This window comes from Pantoea phytobeneficialis (genome assembly GCF_009728735.1).
Taxonomy (GTDB): domain Bacteria; phylum Pseudomonadota; class Gammaproteobacteria; order Enterobacterales; family Enterobacteriaceae; genus Pantoea; species Pantoea phytobeneficialis.
On record NZ_CP024639.1, the window covers coordinates 123259 to 139987 of the forward strand.

The 16729-nt window shown below is 52.0% G+C and carries 17 protein-coding genes; 10 read left to right on the forward strand and 7 right to left on the reverse strand.

Annotated features, from left to right (window positions below; genetic code table 11):
* Positions 1–53 precede the first annotated feature (53 nt).
* Genes CTZ24_RS24570 through ydfG form a run of 5 tightly spaced genes read left to right on the forward strand, consistent with a single transcriptional unit; the run spans position 54 to position 2481 of the window.
* The gene (locus CTZ24_RS24570) at positions 54–629 is read left to right on the forward strand and encodes a cupin domain-containing protein (RefSeq protein ID WP_208727051.1); all 576 of its coding nucleotides are present in this window, start codon (positions 54–56) and stop codon (positions 627–629) included.
* Between the two features lie 26 nt (positions 630–655).
* Positions 656–949, forward strand: coding sequence for a putative quinol monooxygenase (locus tag CTZ24_RS24575; RefSeq protein WP_208727052.1), 294 nt, complete (start codon positions 656–658; stop codon positions 947–949).
* Between the two features lie 21 nt (positions 950–970).
* A complete protein-coding gene (locus CTZ24_RS24580; protein WP_208727053.1) occupies positions 971–1519 on the forward strand; it encodes a YbhB/YbcL family Raf kinase inhibitor-like protein in 549 nt (182 codons plus the stop codon).
* A 9-nt stretch (positions 1520–1528) separates the two neighbouring features.
* On the forward strand, positions 1529–1714 hold the full coding sequence (locus CTZ24_RS24585; RefSeq protein ID WP_208727054.1) for a tautomerase family protein: 186 nt from the start codon (positions 1529–1531) through the stop codon (positions 1712–1714).
* Between the two features lie 17 nt (positions 1715–1731).
* Positions 1732–2481 (forward strand): bifunctional NADP-dependent 3-hydroxy acid dehydrogenase/3-hydroxypropionate dehydrogenase YdfG, encoded by a 750-nt coding sequence (gene ydfG / locus CTZ24_RS24590; protein ID WP_208727055.1) that lies wholly within the window; start codon positions 1732–1734, stop codon positions 2479–2481.
* A gap of 88 nt (positions 2482–2569) precedes the next feature.
* On the opposite strand, the gene CTZ24_RS24595 is transcribed toward ydfG, so the two are convergent.
* The 6 genes from CTZ24_RS24595 to CTZ24_RS24620 form a co-directional block, all read right to left on the reverse strand.
* Complete coding sequence (locus CTZ24_RS24595; protein ID WP_208727056.1) at positions 2570–3832, reverse strand: c-type cytochrome; 1263 nt, start codon at positions 3830–3832, stop codon at positions 2570–2572.
* A gap of 10 nt (positions 3833–3842) precedes the next feature.
* Positions 3843–5612 carry a GMC family oxidoreductase gene (locus CTZ24_RS24600; RefSeq protein ID WP_208727057.1) on the reverse strand — a complete coding sequence of 590 codons (1770 nt, stop codon included), beginning with the start codon at positions 5610–5612 and terminating at the stop codon, positions 3843–3845.
* Between the two features lie 17 nt (positions 5613–5629).
* A complete protein-coding gene (locus tag CTZ24_RS24605; RefSeq protein WP_021183857.1) occupies positions 5630–6358 on the reverse strand; it encodes a gluconate 2-dehydrogenase subunit 3 family protein in 729 nt (242 codons plus the stop codon).
* Between the two features lie 434 nt (positions 6359–6792).
* The gene (locus CTZ24_RS24610; protein ID WP_208727058.1) at positions 6793–8052 is read right to left on the reverse strand and encodes a glycerate kinase type-2 family protein; all 1260 of its coding nucleotides are present in this window, start codon (positions 8050–8052) and stop codon (positions 6793–6795) included.
* 2 nt (positions 8053–8054) lie between these two features.
* On the reverse strand, positions 8055–9143 hold the full coding sequence (locus tag CTZ24_RS24615) for a tartrate dehydrogenase (RefSeq protein ID WP_021183859.1): 1089 nt from the start codon (positions 9141–9143) through the stop codon (positions 8055–8057).
* Between the two features lie 18 nt (positions 9144–9161).
* Complete coding sequence (locus CTZ24_RS24620; protein ID WP_208727059.1) at positions 9162–10472, reverse strand: MFS transporter; 1311 nt, start codon at positions 10470–10472, stop codon at positions 9162–9164.
* A 130-nt stretch (positions 10473–10602) separates the two neighbouring features.
* Between CTZ24_RS24620 and CTZ24_RS24625 the strand changes: the two genes are divergently transcribed.
* The 5 genes from CTZ24_RS24625 (at position 10603) to CTZ24_RS24645 (ending at position 15590) form a co-directional block, all read left to right on the forward strand.
* Positions 10603–11511: a LysR family transcriptional regulator gene (locus CTZ24_RS24625; RefSeq protein WP_208727060.1), complete on the forward strand. Its 909-nt coding sequence runs from the start codon at positions 10603–10605 to the stop codon at positions 11509–11511.
* A gap of 383 nt (positions 11512–11894) precedes the next feature.
* Entirely contained in the window at positions 11895–13190 is a 1296-nt protein-coding gene (locus tag CTZ24_RS24630) for an MFS transporter (RefSeq protein WP_021183862.1), read from the forward strand.
* A gap of 59 nt (positions 13191–13249) precedes the next feature.
* Positions 13250–14110, forward strand: a complete 861-nt coding sequence (gene ttdA, locus CTZ24_RS24635) for a L(+)-tartrate dehydratase subunit alpha (RefSeq protein WP_021183863.1) — start codon at positions 13250–13252, stop codon at positions 14108–14110.
* Positions 14107–14715 carry a L(+)-tartrate dehydratase subunit beta gene (gene ttdB / locus CTZ24_RS24640; protein WP_021183864.1) on the forward strand — a complete coding sequence of 203 codons (609 nt, stop codon included), beginning with the start codon at positions 14107–14109 and terminating at the stop codon, positions 14713–14715. The genes ttdA and ttdB overlap by 4 nt, the downstream gene beginning before the upstream one ends.
* A 20-nt stretch (positions 14716–14735) precedes the next feature.
* Positions 14736–15590 (forward strand): fumarylacetoacetate hydrolase family protein, encoded by an 855-nt coding sequence (locus CTZ24_RS24645; protein WP_021183865.1) that lies wholly within the window; start codon positions 14736–14738, stop codon positions 15588–15590.
* Between the two features lie 121 nt (positions 15591–15711).
* On the opposite strand, the gene CTZ24_RS24650 is transcribed toward CTZ24_RS24645, so the two are convergent.
* On the reverse strand, positions 15712–16722 hold the full coding sequence (locus CTZ24_RS24650; RefSeq protein WP_036625976.1) for a substrate-binding domain-containing protein: 1011 nt from the start codon (positions 16720–16722) through the stop codon (positions 15712–15714).
* Positions 16723–16729: the final 7 nt, after the last annotated feature.

Genomic DNA, 16729 nt, shown 5'->3' on the forward strand with positions numbered 1-16729 from the left:
TAATTTTGCAATCTGTTCCGGTACTGGCAGACCACGATATTTCAGGAAGGGATATGGCTCACTTCACCCGACGCAACTTTTTGCAGCACTCGGCGCTACTGGCTTTGTTTTTACCCTCTCTCGCCGTGCAGGCCGCAGACAGTTCAACCGCAATGCCATTGCAGTTGGTCAATCAATGGCGTCTGTCAGCTGATGGATGGGTGCCGAATAATCCCGCCTTACCCGTTATGCATTTCCGTACGACACAGCCTGAGACTACTGCGGGCGGGTTGATTAAGGCCGGATGGACGCAGCAATGGCAGGGAAAACCCTTCGCCTATCAGCATTTCCATAGCAGTACGCATGTGATTTTTGTCGTAGCGGTAGGCAATGGTCAGTTGCAGATTGGCGGCGATAACGGCGAGGTGGTGCCAGCCAGGGTTGGCGATGTGATTTTTTTACCGGCAGGGACAGGTCAGCGCCTGTTGCAGAGCAGCCATGATTTTTCGGTTCTGGCGTGCTATCCCGAGGGCAACAATTGGGATGTCTGTCGATCGGCGATCAATGCAGAAACGCTGCAAAGAGCGTCGAATCAAAAACTGGAAAATCGCACCCGCCGATTTTTTAACCGCAGCGGTACAGTGATTTAAATCATATTTATACGAGAGAAAACCTGATGAGCGGAAATATTAAGCTGGTTATTGCCAAATTTATTGCCCAGGAAGGGAAGGGAGAGGAATTATTTGCAGCCATTGAGCGCTGCATTGCTCCCAGTCGCGCTGAAGAGGGATGTATTCATTATGACGTTTATAAGAATACGGAAGATGAGAATATCTTTCTGATCCACGAAAAATGGAAAGGCGAACCGGCGATTCAATTTCACTTCGAGCAAACCCATTTTAAACGTTTGCTTGCTGATACTGATCCATTACTTGCTGCCGTACCCGATATTAAAAGCATCGATTTATAATTCAGAAGAAAGGAGAAAGCCGTGTTATCACGCGTTCATACAGGATTATTTGCAGGCCTGATGTTATGTTCTGCCGGCGCGTTGGCTGCGCCCTTTACGCTGCACTCAACCCAGTTCCACAATGCAGGGAAATTACCGGTTGCGATGGGCGGCGGTGGCCAGTGTCCTGGGCAAAACGTTTCACCGCAGCTGAGCTGGAGTGGCGCACCGGCCAACACCAAAAGTTATGTGCTGCTGATTGAAGATCCACAGGGGGCCAACGGCCTGGGCATGACACATTTCCTTGGTTACGGCATCGACAGCAGTCGTCACCAATTTGCTAAAGGGGATCTGACCGGTGTTGTTGGCTATACCCCAGGCACCAATGGGAAGAATGTTCAGGATTATTCCGGTCCTTGCCCTCCGGTGAATGGTGATATTCACAACTATAACTTCACCTTAATTGCTACCGATTATGCTCCTGATGCGCTGCAAAAAGGGCTGGCAAGAGAGGCTGTCATGTCGCAACTGAAAGGTCATGTTCTGGCATCAGCAGGTCTGGTCGGTCAGTTTATTATGCCTAAGAAATAAGGTGAAAAGATGCCAGAAATTATTGTGCACATGGTGAGCGGCCGCACAGCTGACCAAAAGAAAAAACTGATGGATGGAATTTATCAGGCAGTGAAAGACGCCTTACCGGTTAAAGAGGAATACATTGTTATTTCGCTGATTGAAACGGACAAAGAACACAAGTCCCGCGGCGGTATTTTATTTAAAGATCTTTAATTACCAGGATAGTTATCATGCTTATTCTTATTACCGGAGCCACGGCCGGATTCGGCTGGGATTTGGCGCTGCGTTATGCGCAACATGGACATCGGGTGATCGCCACCGGGCGGCGGCAGGAACGTCTTGATGATCTTAAAGCCATAGCCGGAGACAACATTTTCACCCTCAAGCTGGATGTGAGTGATTCACTGGCGGTTGATAGCCTGCTGGAACAACTGCCGCTGAACTGGCGGGACATTGATGTATTGATTAATAACGCCGGTCTGGCTTTGGGGCTGGAGCCTGCTCAGCAGGCCAGCATGGACGACTGGAACCAGATGATTGACGTCAACATCAAAGGTCTGGTGCATGTGACAAGGGTGGTTTTACCGGGGATGGTTGCACGCAATCGCGGCCATATTATCAATCTCGGCTCGACGGCGGGCAGCTGGCCTTATGCGGGCGGCAACGTCTATGGCGCGTCAAAAGCTTTCGTGCGGCAGTTCAGCCTGAATTTACGCACCGATTTAGCGGGTACCGCAGTACGTGTTACCAATATCGAACCGGGACTGGTCGGTGGGACAGAGTTCTCCAGCGTGCGGTTCAAGGGAGATGCCGGGCGCGTTGATCAGACGTATGCCAATACGCAACCCCTGTTGCCGGAAGATATCACCGAAGCCATTTGGTGGGTCAGCAGTCTGCCTGCGCATGTGAATATCAACACGTTGGAAATGATGCCAGTTTGCCAGTCATATGGCGGATTGCGCGTGATTAAAGGCGAGTAAAAAAAACGTAGCGGCGCGATTTATCGCGCGTTTTTTCCGGCAACATGCACGGAATTGCGCGATAAATCGCACCGCTACGCGGATTACATTAAGGTTTAGCCAGACTTTCCCGTACTTTTGTCACCTCTTTTGGCGTGACAGCCGGTGCGTTGTTACTCCAGCCACTACGCACAAATGTTGCCAGTTGCGCTACTTGTTCATCACTCAGTCGGGAAGCAAAGCCCGGCATCGCCATCACAGACGGTGCTTTCGGTGTCGAAGGGGTCTGTGCCCCTTGCAGGATGATGTTGATTAACCCGGTTGGGTTATCCGCGATCACCACATCACCGCCGTTCAGGCGCGGGAATATTCCTTTGGCCCCGTTGCCGTCGGTCCAGTGACAGGCTTCACAGTTGTTCATGTACAGCATCTGCCCGGCATTCAGATTATGCCCCTGGGTCAGGTAATCAGCGGTTTTCTTCGTCTCCTGCTCTGCATCGGCGCGGCGATTGATCACCGGGGTATCCGCAGGCAATGACTTGAGATACGCCGCGATCGCGTGCAGGTCCTGATCATTCATATGCTGCATACTGTGCTCAACGACACCGGTCATTTCTCCGCCCACGGAGGCAAAGTCATTACGGCCTGTGGCGAGGTAATCGGTAATGTTCTGGATACTCCAGGTTGGCATACCGCGCAGTGAAGGCACAGGCCAGCCATTTAGCTCCCCACCGGCGAGATACTTGTCGCTGGATTCATTCAGTGCCTTCTCCTGCATGCCGATGCCCCTGGGGGTATGGCAACTGCCGCAGTGCCCGAGTGTTTCCACCAGATATTTACCGCGATTGATATCGTCAGGCACGGAATGGCGCGGTGCAAACGGCTTATCCTCGGTGAACGCAACATTCCAGAACCACATGCCCCAGCGCTGGCTGAAAGGGAACATTAACGACGTTTCCGGTGCTTTTTCAGCTACCGGTTTTACGCCTTTCATAAAATAGACATACAAGGCATGAATATCTTCATCGGTAATCCCACGATAATCCGGGTAGGGCATCGCCGGATAGAGATGCTTACCATCGCGACGAATACCTTTGCGCACCGCGTCAGCAAACTCCTGTTCGGTGTACTTGCCGATACCGGCTTCGGGATCAGGTGAAATGTTGGTGGAGTAGATCACCCCCATCGGGCTGGCAATCGCCAGGCCACCACCAAACTCTTTTCCACCGGCAATGGAGTGGCAGGCGGTGCAATCCCCGGCGCGTGCCAGATATTCCCCTTTGGCAATCAACGTAGCATCCTGATTGTCAGCCGCCTGCACGGCTGTGCTCACCAGGCCCGCCATCAGCAGATAACGAAGTTGCAGTTTCATGGTCATCTCCTTATGCCTGCACCAATGGGCCGGGGTTTTTCAGATATTGTTCGCGAATCGCTTTTGCTGACCAGTACGCCAGTCCGGCAACCATCGCCGAGGGGTTGGCATAGAAGTTTTGCGGGAAGGCATTAGCCCCCATCACGAAAAGGTTGTGAACGTCCCAGCTTTGCAGATAACGGTTAAGCGCAGAGGTGCGAGGGTTATCGCCCATAATCGCGCCACCGGCGTTATGCGTGTTGACATAGTTCGGCGAGCTGGCGAAATGGCTGTCCATCTTCAGAATGTTATGCGAGTACTGCGTTGGATTGAGGTGTTTGGTAATCGCCTCCATCTTCTCTTTCATGTACTGCAACATACGCAGATCGTTTTGCACGTAATCGTAAGTCACACGCAGCAGCGGCATACCAAAACGATCTTTATATACCGGGTCGAGATCGAGGTAGTTACCGCGCGTGGCCATATTGCTGCCTTCAAGCTTCACGCCCATCGAATGGCCATAACTTTCTTTCAGCGCTTTTTTCCAGCCGCTGCCCCATGATGGCGCGCCTTTCTTTATTGCGGCTGCCATCGGCGTACCGGTCGGTTGTGAACTGTAGATCTTGGCTCCACCAATAAAACCAAGCTGGGCCGTCTCGACATTGCCGGTGCCGTAGTCGCTGATGACGGTGCCGGTCGGTCCTGCCGTGGCGAACGGGTTGAACTCAAGGTTATCGAAGAACAGGGTAAATCCACCGCCATACTGGTGGGTGTAGTTACGACCAATCACACCTTCTTCCGTGATGGGGTTGTAAGGCTTACCGATTGAGGAGTTGAGTAACAGGCGAACATTGTTCAGGCCAAAGGTAGACAGAATCACGATGCTGGCGGGCTGGAACACCTCGTCGCCATTTTCATCAATGTAAGTCACACCCGTCGCTGTTTTACCATCGGCATGTTTTTCCACGCGAATCACGTTGGCGCGGGTTTTATAGTCGAAGTTATTAAACTGCTTCAGTCGGTCGAGGATGGCAGTTTGCGGCGATGCCTTTGAATAATTCAGGCATGAGTAGAACTGACAAAAGCCGCAGTAGTTACAGGGGGCAATCTGCTGACCATAAGGGTTGGTATAAGGCACCGAAACCGCCGCCGAAGGCATGGAGTACGGGTGAAGTCCCATCTCCTGGGTGGCCTGACGAAACAGGGTTGCGTTAAGGCTATCTTCCAGCGGTTTATTGGGGAAGGGGTTGGAGCGCGCACCCTCAAAAGGATCGCCGCCCTGCTGGATCACGCCTCGCAGGTTGCCCGTCTCGCCGGAGGAGCCACACACTTTATCGAAGAAATCCATATGCGGCTCGATCTCTTCCCAGCTGACCGGGAAATCGGCGATACGCAGTTCTTCATCCAGTTCACCTCGTTTGAAGTGTTCGTCGGCGTAAGTTTTCATTTTAAGGTCGACAGGCGTTGGACGGGTGATCATCCCGGTCCAGTGCAGACCCGCACCACCCACGCCATCGCCCAGACGGAAGGCACCCAATTCACGCATGGGCAAGGCGGTTTCTGAGGCGTTGTGACGAATGGTAAAAGCCGCATCATGCGGGCTTTGCATGATTTTATGGCGTTTGGTAAAGGCCAGTTCATCAGCCGGTTTGGGATAAGCATAATCGCTGTTCAGGCGGTCTTCTCCACGCTCCAGCGCGCGCACTTTTAATCCGGCCTGCGCCAGCTCAATACCCATAATCGAGCCAGCCCAACCTAAACCGACGATGATGACATCGACGGCGTCATTGATCTTTTTCATTTATTTTCCAGGAAGAATCAGGCTTGCTCGCCGCTGAGAGAGACCGGGCCAAGGGGATATTTAACGTTATGGATCTTTATCCATTGCGGGAAACTGGCGCGTGCACCGGGGAAATTAATCATCTTCCATGCCGCCATATTCTTATTCCCGCCGTACTGCGGATCGGCCAGATAGCCTTCTTTGGTATTTTCCAGCAGTCGGGTAAAGAAATAACCGGCATTCAGGTCGGCTTCGCCAAACTGGGAAAAATCGGCGACATTCTTTTGCAGATCGGTTAACACCGCATCTTTCATTCTGGCTGGCAGGTCGCAGAAATTTTGATTGTATTTGATGCGCGAGTATTGATTGGTCAGTGAAATGCCTTTGCGGTACAGCACCTGCAACGGGAAGGGCATCTGATAGCCGAACAGCAGGCTGGCATGGCTGTCGAACGGACCTTCCATATACCAGTCTTCACCCTTGCCATAAGGGGTCAGCATCTGCTTATCAATAAAGACCGGAACATGGGTATCTAATGCCCCCGGACCTTCTCTGTCCGACGGGATCAGGCGGTCACAGGCGGCCAGCATAAATTGCCACTCTTCTGCGGTGAAAAATACCGGTTGATATTGTTTTAGCTCGTCCGCAGTGGAGGGAACGGCGGCAAAAACACTACTCACACCGCCTTTCATCCCGAGTGAGGCGATGCCAATCAGCGACCCAATAATAAAAGGACGCCTTCCAATACGACAGGGTTCATTTGCCATTTGCTTTCAGTTTCTCGTTATCGTGCGAAAATCATTCACTTGCCTGGTGGGAATACAACGCTTCATTACTGTTAACGAATCGACGTTAATATTTAAATAGCCTTAGAAATACTGTTGCCATTTTGTAACGGCGCATCATAGGCGCATTGGTAGCACATGATCACGTTATCTGGTTTATATAAACTATTTAAATAATCCATCTCGTCCTTGTTATATGATTTATAGGAAAAAACCTTAATGTACCTCATGGTACATTTACACTTTGTTTTATCTTCACAACCTTGTGAAATGTTTTAGCTCATTAGTTATCCAGGCATCCGAGATAGCGCCGTTAACAATTGGCTTTTTTTTGATCTCACAATATTTAATAAATCACGCTGGTGATTACAGAAATAACAGCTTTCCCGGATGTCCGGGAAAGCTGTTCAGGAGGGTCAGGCAATTAATATGGCGCGAATATCATTCACGTTGGTGAGGGTGGGGCCGGTCATCACCAGGTCGCCAATGGAGTGGAAATAACTGTAGCTGTCATGTCCATCCAGATACGTGGCGGCATTCAGACCATTCAGCTTCCCGCGTGTCAGCGTGTCCGGCGAGATCATGGCACCGGCTGCATCTTCCGTACCGTCGATACCATCCGTATCACCGGCAATCGCCCAGATACCGGCTTCCCCCTGTAAAACACAGGCCAGACTGAGCAGAAATTCAGTATTACGCCCGCCTTTACCCGCGCGGCCATTGGTCACCGTGACGGTGGTTTCGCCCCCTGACAGCAACACCGCTGGCCCTTTAACGGGATGACCATACTGTTTCACCGATCGGGCGATACCCGCCATCACGACAGCAACCTGGCGGCTCTCTCCTTCGATGGCGTCACCGAGGATCAACGGAGTTAAGCCGAGCTTACGTACCTCTGCGGCGGCAGCTGCAAGGGCTAATGCCGGGGTAGCAATCAGCCTGGTTTCAGCATATCCGGTCTGCGGTGGTACTTGCTGGGGATGAGTCAGCACATAACGCACTGGCTCTGCGATGGGAATGCTATAGCGTTCCAGCACTTTCAACGCATCCCCCGGAGAACTGTTATCGGCAACCGTTGGACCAGAGGCCACGTCGGTTGGGTTGTCACCCGGAACATCGCTGATAATCAGAGAAACCAGCCGTGCCGGTTGTGCCAGCAGCGCCAGTTTGCCCCCTTTAACCGCTGACAGATGGCGACGTACCAGATTCATCTCCCTGATATTGGCCCCGCTGTGCAACAACGCGCGGGTAATCGCCTGCTTATCAGCCAGAGTCAGCCCCGGAGCAGGGAGTGCCATCAGCGCCGAACCACCACCGGAAATCAACGCCAGCACCAGATCATCCGGGGTCAGTCCACGCAGCGACTCCACGATCAACATCGCGGCGGTTTCGCTCATGGCATCGGACACCGGATGGGCCGCTTCCAGAATACGAATGCGACCGGCAGGGACGGCGTGACCATAGCGAGTCACCACGACGCCACTGACATCCACATCCGGCCAGGCCGCGTCTACCGCTGCGGCCATCGCGGCAGAGGCTTTACCCGCGCCAATTACCACACAACGGCCTTTCGGTTTTTCAGGCAGTGCCGGGGGAATGACAGGCCCGGGACGGGCACTGTCAACAGCACGCTGAAAGATATCTTGCAGAATCTCTGCGGCCTGTTCATTTCTCATCGTTATGCGGTCTCAGCTACGGTGGCTTTCGAGGTGATAAATTCAACCACGGCTTTGGTCACATCCGCAGTTTTTGCCGTACCGCCCACGTCCGGCGTCAGAATGCCTTTGGTGCAGGCATACTCGATACCTTCCATCACCAGCGCGGCGGCATCATGTTCGCCGAGATGTTCCAGCATTTGCACCGCCGTCCAGAAGGTGGCGATCGGGTTCGCGATGCCTTTGCCGGTGATGTCAAAGGCTGAACCGTGGATCGGTTCGAACATCGACGGGAAACGATGCTCAGGGTCGATATTGGCGGTCGGGGCGACACCCAGGCTGCCTGCCAGCGCACCGGCCAGGTCGGAGAGGATATCGGCATGCAGGTTAGTCGCGACAATGGTGTCCAGACTCTGCGGATGCACGGTCATGCGATGTGTCATGGCATCGACCAGCATCTTGTCCCATTTCACATCCGGGAACTCCTGTGCCACTTCTGCGGCGATCTCATCCCACATCACCATACCGTGACGTTGGGCGTTGGATTTGGTGACCACGGTCAGCAGCTTACGCGGGCGAGACTGCGCCAGTTTAAAGGCATAACGCATGATGCGGGTTACACCCACACGGGTGAAGATTGCCACTTCAGTACCAACCTCTTCAGGCAGGCCACGGTGTGCACGACCGCCGTTCCCGGAGTATTCCCCTTCAGAGTTTTCACGCACGATCACCCAATCCAGGTCGCCAGGACCGCGATTACGCAGCGGCGAGGTGACGCCCGGCAGGATTTTGGTCGGACGTACGTTAGCGTACTGGTCAAAACCCTGGCAGATCGGCAGGCGCAGGCCCCACAGCGTGATGTGATCCGGCACATCTGGCGCGCCCACGGCACCGAAGTAGATCGCGTCGAATTTCTTCAGCGTTTGCAGGCCGTCTTCCGGCATCATCACACCGTGTTTTTTGTAGTAATCCGAACCCCAGTCAAAAGTTTCGATATCAAATTTCAGCTGTGGATTCTGGCGTTCCAGCGCATGGAGCACCTCAACACCGGCAGAGATCACTTCAGGGCCGATACCGTCCGCAGGGATAGCGGCAATTGAGTAGTTACGCATGTTATTTCTCCTGTTAAATCAATGTGTATGAGGATGTGGAATATCGACTGTCTGCGGTTTATTCGCCTGGGCAGACAGAATCAAAACAATCAGGGCCGACAGGGCGAGCAAGCCCGCAACGAAGTAAAGCCCCCAGGTGTAGCTGCCGGTTTGTTGGCGGATCACGCCGATCATCATCGGACCGACGAATCCACCCAGGTTGCCAATCGAGTTGATGGTGGCGATACCGGCGGCAGCGGCCGGGCCACTGAGAAACAGCGTTGGCATGCTCCACAGCGGGGGTTTAGAGGCGCTGATGCCGACCGTCACTAAGGTCAGTGCGAGAATCACCGTCAGCAGGGTGCTGACATTACCGGCGTAAATCAGCCCGGCCGCCGCGAGCAGGCAGGCACCAATCACATGCCAACTGCGTTCGTTTTTGCGGTCGGAATGGCGCGCCCACAGAATCATGGCGATAACGCCAATCACCGCCGGGAAGGCATTCAGGAAACCAATTTCCAGCGATGTTGCACCGAAGCTATGGATGATTTGCGGCGACCAGATCCCAAGTGTGTAGAGGCCAGCCGAGGTGCCGAAATAAACCAGCGCCAGCGCTAACACACGCCTATCAGCCAGCCCGCGCCAGGCGCTGGTGTGACTCTGTTTTGCTGCACGCGCCAGTTCTTCGGCCTGCATGGTATTTTGCAGCCACTCACGCTCTTCATCGGTCAACCATTTGGCTTTCGCCGGGCGGTCGGTCAGGAAGAACAGCACCACGATGCCAAACACCACGGCAGGAATGGCTTCCAGCACAAACATCCACTGCCAACCGGCGAAGCCCATCAGGCCGTGCATCTCGAGCAATGCGGCGGAGATCGGTGATCCCAGCGCGGTGGAGAGGGGGGCCGCCGCCATAAAGATCGCCGTGACCTGGGCGCGTTTCGCCGCCGGGAACCAGAAACTGAGATACAGAATGATGCCGGGGAAGAAACCTGCTTCCGCGACACCGAGCAGAAAGCGCAGCACGTAGAAGCTGGTGGTGCCCTGGACAAATGCCATGCAGCCAGACACCAGACCCCAGGTGATCATCACGCGGGCGATCCAGATGCGGGCGCCCACCTTATGCAGTATTAAGTTGGATGGGACTTCGAAGAGAAAATAGCCGAGGAAAAAGATCCCAGCACCCAGCCCAAATACGGTGGGGGAGAAACCTAAATCCTGATTCATGGTTAATGCGGCAAAACCAATGTTTACGCGATCGAGAAATGCGATGAAGTAGAGCAGCATGATGAAAGGGACAATGCGCAACGTCACTTTACGCATCACCCTTTTTTCGAGGTGATTATTCATATTAAAGTGCTCCAGATTGTGTAGGGGTGTGTTATTTTTTTGTAATCAAGTTCAGTATGCAGTTTTGGATTAGCAGATCATTAATGTACGATTATATAAATTATTTGAATAATGCTTTGGCGAGGAAAATGTGGATATAAATCAATTGCGTTGTTTTGTCGCCGTGGGCAAAGAGTTACATTTCGGTCGCGCAGCCCAAAGAATGGAAATGATGCCTGCGTCACTTTCTCGCTTCATTCGATTACTCGAAGAGGATCTGGGCGTCCGACTTTTAAATCGATCAACACGTAATGTTTCGCTCACCGCGGAGGGCGCGATTTTTTTTGACGAAGCTAACAAACTCATCGATCAATTTGATGCGCTGGCACTACGATTTAAAGGTGGGTTAAAAGATGAGCGTCGCACCTTAAGGATTGGTGCGATTGACAGTGCGGCACGCGGATTAGTCCCGGCGTTACTCAATCGCTTTGTTCCGACGCACCCTAATACGGATATTCATATCATTGAAGATAAAACCATCAACCTGCTGCCGAAATTAAAATCAGGCTGGCTGGATATGATTTTTTTTCGCGCGCCACAAATCATTGATGCATCCATTTCCGTACGTTTTATTACGCGCGAAAGTTGTGTCCTGGCAGTACCGGCGAGCCACCCGCTGGCTGAACGTAACGAAGTTTCATTAGATGATTTCAAACATGAAGCGATGATTATCCCGGAAAGACGTACTCGCCCACATAGCCATGACCTGACCATGAGCATCTACAAACTGGCGGGACTCACGCCGGTGATTGCGCAATTTGCTGAAGAAAAACAGACCATTTTAAGCCTGGTGGCAGCCGGTCTTGGCCTGGCGGTGGTGCCAGCATCCTATCGCAACATGAACAGCGAGAATGTCGCCTATATCGACCTGCAATTAAATGAACATATTAAAGGTTTGCCGTTGAGTATTGCCTGGCAGAAGGGCAACGAAGATGAATATTTAAGGGATATGTTGAAGTTATTAACCGATCACAAGAGCGAACTTACCGGAAAGTTGTGATGTTTTGCGGGTGCAGACGGGGTGTTGCTCGTCTGCAAAAGTATTGAAGTAATGAGAATCACTGTTATTCCATCCTGTTTGCATCCCCCTCCTGCCTGGCAATAATTTGAATTCGATCACATTTCTGTATATTGGTTTTTCGGTCAATTGTTTCTTAATCGTGTAATTAAGTTTGTCTCGCTGTAAAAATAAATCATTATCAGCTGAATTAAGTGATCCAGGTCAATCAAAAGGACCTGGTGGGTTTTTTCTGTGGATTGTGTGAATTATTTATATAACCAGGGCGCAATGATTGCCTGAGTTTAATTCATTATAGTTTTCCCAGTGCAATGTAAACATCAGTCCAAAACGTACCCCTGATAATACTTAAAAGGCTGGAAAATATGAATAATGATATTGAACGCATCACGTTACGAAAAATAACGTGGCGCATCGTCCCTTTTGTTATGTTTGCCTATTTTATTGCTTTTTTTGATCGAATAAATATTGGCTTTGCGGCATTAACCATGAATCAGGATTTAGGATTTTCTTCATCGGTTTTTGGTCTTGGCGCTGGGCTGTTTTTTGTGGGTTATTTTATTACCGATGTCCCCTCAAATGTTATTTTGCAAAAAGTTGGCCCACGTATCTGGCTGGCGCGCATTATGATCAGCTGGGGGGTGATTGCTGCCTGCATGATGTTTGTCAAAAGCGCCAGCGGATTCTATCTGTTGCGTTTTCTGCTGGGGGTGGCGGAAGCGGGTTTCTTCTCCGGCATCATCCTCTATCTCAGTACCTGGTTTCCAATTAAACGCCGTGCTCAAGTGATTGCCTTTTTTATGGCGGCAGCGCCTATCTCGGCGATGTTAGGTTCACCGTTAGCCGCCACCATCCTCAGCATGCACGGCGCCCTGGGTCTGAAAGGTTGGCAGTTGATGTTTCTGCTGGACGCCATTGCCGCTGTCATCCTCGGTATTTTTACCTTCTTCTACCTGAATGATCGTCCGGAAAAAAACAGCTGGCTGAATAAGAGTGAGACGGCATGGTTAATTAGCACCCTTGAGCAGGAAGGCAAGAATAAAGCACCGGGTGAAAAAACCAGCCTGTGGAAAGGACTCTCTGATATCCGCGTATTGACGCTGGCAATCGTCTATTTTGGCACCTCAGCCGGGCTGTATTCTCTGAATATCTGGTCGCCGCAGTTCCTGAAATCCTTTGGCCTGACCACCCTGCAAACCGGTTTTATTAATGCGTTACCGGCAGCGCTGTCGGTAATTGCGATGATCAGCTGGGCAAAACACTCCGATAAAACCCATGAACGTACCTGGCATGTGGTGTCTGCCTGTTTGCTGGCGTGCGTCGGTTTCATTCTGGCCGGTTCGGTGCACAGCTTAACGCTGGCGGTGGTGGCGCTGGTGATGGCCAGTGTCGGCATCTCTTCCTGCAAGCCTCCCCTGTGGAGCATTCCGTCGCTGTTCCTGAAAGGCCCGGCGGCCGCCGCCGGACTGGCGGCAATCAACTCAATCGGCAATCTGGGTGGTTTTGCCGGTCCGGCGATCATTGGCTGGCTAAAAGAAACCACCGGCAGCTTCTCTCTGGCGATGTATTGCGTGGCGGGAATGTTACTGCTGTCGGCCATCCTGACCCTCTCTATTCAAATTAACCGCAAACGGGAAGCGGTGAACAATTCCCTTGCCTGATTTAATGCTGGAGAACCCTTGTGAGCACATTAACTGCTGTTGAAAACCTGACGGACATAATGACCCGATTTACGGGCTACGTCGGTAAACGTCTGCCAACGGACGTGATGAAAAAACTGGAAGCGCTGCGCGAGCAGGAGACTGCCCCATTAGCCTGCGCTGTTTATGACTCGATGTTTGAAAACCAGAAACGCGCCGATGAACTGGATCGCCCCTCCTGCCAGGACACCGGCGTGATCCAGTACTTCATTACGGCGGGTGCACGTTTCCCTTACCTCGGCGAACTTGAAGACGTGCTGCGCAATGCCACGCTGGAAGCCACACGCAAGGCGCCTTTACGCCACAACGCGGTGGAAACTTTTGTCGAGAAGAACACCGGCACCAATACCGGCTCGCGTGTGCCCTGGCTGGACTGGGAGATCATTCCCGATGACGACGGTTGCACCATTGAAGTGTATATGGCCGGTGGTGGCTGCTCGTTACCTGGCGCGGCTAAGGTGCTGATGCCAGGTCAGGGCTATGAAGGCGTTAACCAGTTTGTGTTCGATGTGATCACCTCCTATGGCGTCAACGCCTGCCCGCCGTTACTGGTGGGAGTCGGGGTATCCACCTCGGTTGAGACGGCGGCACGGTTGTCGAAAAAGGCCATCCTGCGCCCGGTCGATTCACGCCATCCCAATGCGGATGCGGCGAAAATGGAGGAACTCCTCGAATCGGGCCTCAATCAGGTGGGACTGGGGCCGCAGGGCTTGGGCGGCAATGCTTCGGTGATGGGCGTCAATATTGAATCGTCGGCGCGCCATCCCTCCACCATCGGGGTGGCGGTGTCTACCGGCTGCTGGGCGCACCGCCGTGGAGCTATCCGTTTCTCTGCTGATTTGTCGTATGAAATTCTGTCTCACAAGGGGGCGGTACTGTGAAAAAAATCCTGACAACACCGATTAAAGATGAAGACTTACTGGCGCTGAAACCGGGTGAAGTGGTTTATCTGACCGGAACCCTGGTGACGTGCCGTGACGTGGCGCACCGCCGCCTGATTGAATTGGGTCGTGAACTTCCGGTGGATTTGCGTGGTCTGGCTATTTTCCATGCTGGCCCAATCGTCGTCGAGCAGGGGGATAACCAGTTCCAGATGATCTCGATTGGACCGACGACCAGCATGCGCATGGAGAAATTCGAAAAAGAGTTTATCGAACGAACCGGGGTGAAGCTGATTGTTGGCAAAGGCGGTATGGGGCCAAATACCGAAGAAGGTTGCCGTCAGCATAAAGCGGTACACGCCATCTTTCCCGGTGGTTGCGCGGTATTAGCCGCAACCTGCGTAGAAGAAATTGAGGATGCCCAGTGGCGGGATTTAGGAATGCCGGAGACATTGTGGGTATGCCGGGTTAAAGAGTTTGGCCCGTTAATCATCTCTATCGATACCGAAGGTAACAACCTGATTGAAGGGAATAAGCAGGTTTATAATCAGCGCAAGCTACCGGTGATTGAAGAGATTAACCAACAGGTCAAATTCATTAAATAGCCTGATGGCTGAGGGTTTATATGAAACTACTGAGTTTTATTCATCCCAACACCGGAAAACGAACGTGGGGATATCATCAAAATGATCAAGTGGTTGATTTAGGCGGTCATTACCCGGATTTAAAGTCAGCGCTAATGAGTGATTTTTTAAGCGATATTCTCCCGGTGGGTGAGCAATTTCCGACGTTCTCACTGGACGAAATCACCTTTCTGCCCGTGATCGACAATCCGGATAAAATATTCTGCGTGGGGATGAACTATCAGGATAAACGTATCGAGTTTGAACAAACCATTGATGCGCCGACGTTGTTTGTCCGTTTCCCTGATTCGCTAACGGCGCACAGCGCGGAGCTGTGCAAACCGGAAAGCAGTAATGAATTTGATTATGAAGGTGAGCTGGCGGTGATTATTGGTAAGCACGCCAGTAACGTAAGCTGCGATAACGCGCTGCAATATGTGGCAGGTTATAGCTGTTTTATGGATGGTTCTGTGCGGGATATGCAGTACACCTGGTTTACGTCAGGTAAAAACTGGCAGAGAACCGGCGCATTTGGCCCCTGGATGGTCACCCGCGATGAGATTGAAAATCCGCAGACGCTATCCATCAACACCTGGTTGAACGGGCAACGGGTACAGCATGATTCCACGCAAAACATGGTCCGTTCGGTTGCGGAGCTGATTGCTTATATTTCCCGCTTCAGCCCGCTCAACCCAGGGGATGTGATTATTACCGGGTCACCCGGCGGTGTGGGTAAAAAAAGAACCCCACCGTTATTTATGCAGGAGGGTGACACTATCGAAGTTGAAATCAGCGGGATCGGGCGTTTATCTAATCGCGTGGCGGGTTTGAGAGTGATTGAGTCACTTCATTCGTAGTCATCATCAACATCGTGACGAACTCACGTTAACTCAGAAGGGTGTGAGTTCGTCGTTATTGGCCGAAAAGAGCAGCGGATGATGGCTGAACTTACACGCGACTACGACCAAAATGGAAAATTTAATCTGATTCCCGAATGATCAGCATCGCTTTTTGTAAGTGGTGAAATTCTGACTCACTTCGCTGATACAGATGGCGGCTAAAAAACATCCCCAACTGTTTACCATTCTCTTTAGGAAAGGGATCCATCGTGGTAAGGGGCGGGCTGGCATAAGTCGCCCCCGGCGTATTACCGTAACCAATCAGGGAGATGTCTTTTCCCGGCTGTAAACCCATGAGACGACAGGCAGCCATCGCCCCAATCGCAATATCATCTGTGGCACAGACAATTGCCGTGGGCCGTGGCTGAACTTTCAACAAACGACTGGCAAGTACATACCCGTCCATTTCGGTCAGTCCTCCCATCATCTGCCATTCGTTACGATAGATAAGCTGATGATCCTGCAAACATTGCCGGTATCCTTCATGCCGCAACCGGGCATAATTGAACTCAGTGGAGGTATTTATAAAGGCAATGTGCTTATGGCCGCGGGCAATCTGTCGGGCAGTGGCCTGATAAAAGGCATCGAAGTGATCGACATCGACCCATGCATAGGGTTGCTGTGACTGTGTCCGGCCAAACGTGATAAATGACAGGTTGTTATTTTGCGCATACTCGACGCGCGGATCATTAACGCGGGTTCTCAGGATCAGAATGGCATCAACCAAATTCTGCTGCACCATATCCTGATAGCTGCGGACATCCTCATCACTTTCGTTGCTATATTGATTGGTGATCAGCAGCTTCAGCCCGGCGGCCTGGAGTTCAAACACCAGTGTGCCGAGCATTGAAGAATAGAAAGGCTCCACCAACATGCCATTCATCAGCGGAGGGGGGAGAACCACGCCAATCATGTTTGTTCGTCCGCCCTTAAGTCTTCTTGCTACGGGATTCGGTATGTAGCCCAGTTCAATCGCCCGTTGCATGACGCGCTGTCGCGTATCATAAGCCACATCGCTGTAGCCGTTGAGTGCCCGTGACACTGTTGATTTGGATAATTTAAGGTCTCTGGCAAGTTCAGAAAGCGACATGTCTTTT

Excerpts from the sequence above, each read along its gene's own strand:
- CTZ24_RS24585 (WP_208727054.1), top strand. The coding sequence starts at position 1,529 with ATGCCAGAAATTATTGTGCACATGGTGAGCGGCCGCACAGCTGACCAA.
- CTZ24_RS24600 (WP_208727057.1), bottom strand. The coding sequence starts at position 5,612 with ATGAAAAAGATCAATGACGCCGTCGATGTCATCATCGTCGGTTTAGGT.
- ydfG (WP_208727055.1), top strand. The coding sequence starts at position 1,732 with ATGCTTATTCTTATTACCGGAGCCACGGCCGGATTCGGCTGGGATTTG.
- CTZ24_RS24610 (WP_208727058.1), bottom strand. The coding sequence starts at position 8,052 with ATGAGAAATGAACAGGCCGCAGAGATTCTGCAAGATATCTTTCAGCGT.
- CTZ24_RS24605 (WP_021183857.1), bottom strand. The coding sequence starts at position 6,358 with ATGGCAAATGAACCCTGTCGTATTGGAAGGCGTCCTTTTATTATTGGG.
- CTZ24_RS24630 (WP_021183862.1), top strand. The coding sequence starts at position 11,895 with ATGAATAATGATATTGAACGCATCACGTTACGAAAAATAACGTGGCGC.
- CTZ24_RS24620 (WP_208727059.1), bottom strand. The coding sequence starts at position 10,472 with ATGAATAATCACCTCGAAAAAAGGGTGATGCGTAAAGTGACGTTGCGC.
- CTZ24_RS24570 (WP_208727051.1), top strand. The coding sequence starts at position 54 with ATGGCTCACTTCACCCGACGCAACTTTTTGCAGCACTCGGCGCTACTG.
- CTZ24_RS24650 (WP_036625976.1), bottom strand. The coding sequence starts at position 16,722 with ATGTCGCTTTCTGAACTTGCCAGAGACCTTAAATTATCCAAATCAACA.
- ttdA (WP_021183863.1), top strand. The coding sequence starts at position 13,250 with ATGACCCGATTTACGGGCTACGTCGGTAAACGTCTGCCAACGGACGTG.
- CTZ24_RS24595 (WP_208727056.1), bottom strand. The coding sequence starts at position 3,832 with ATGAAACTGCAACTTCGTTATCTGCTGATGGCGGGCCTGGTGAGCACA.
- CTZ24_RS24645 (WP_021183865.1), top strand. The coding sequence starts at position 14,736 with ATGAAACTACTGAGTTTTATTCATCCCAACACCGGAAAACGAACGTGG.
- CTZ24_RS24575 (WP_208727052.1), top strand. The coding sequence starts at position 656 with ATGAGCGGAAATATTAAGCTGGTTATTGCCAAATTTATTGCCCAGGAA.
- CTZ24_RS24615 (WP_021183859.1), bottom strand. The coding sequence starts at position 9,143 with ATGCGTAACTACTCAATTGCCGCTATCCCTGCGGACGGTATCGGCCCT.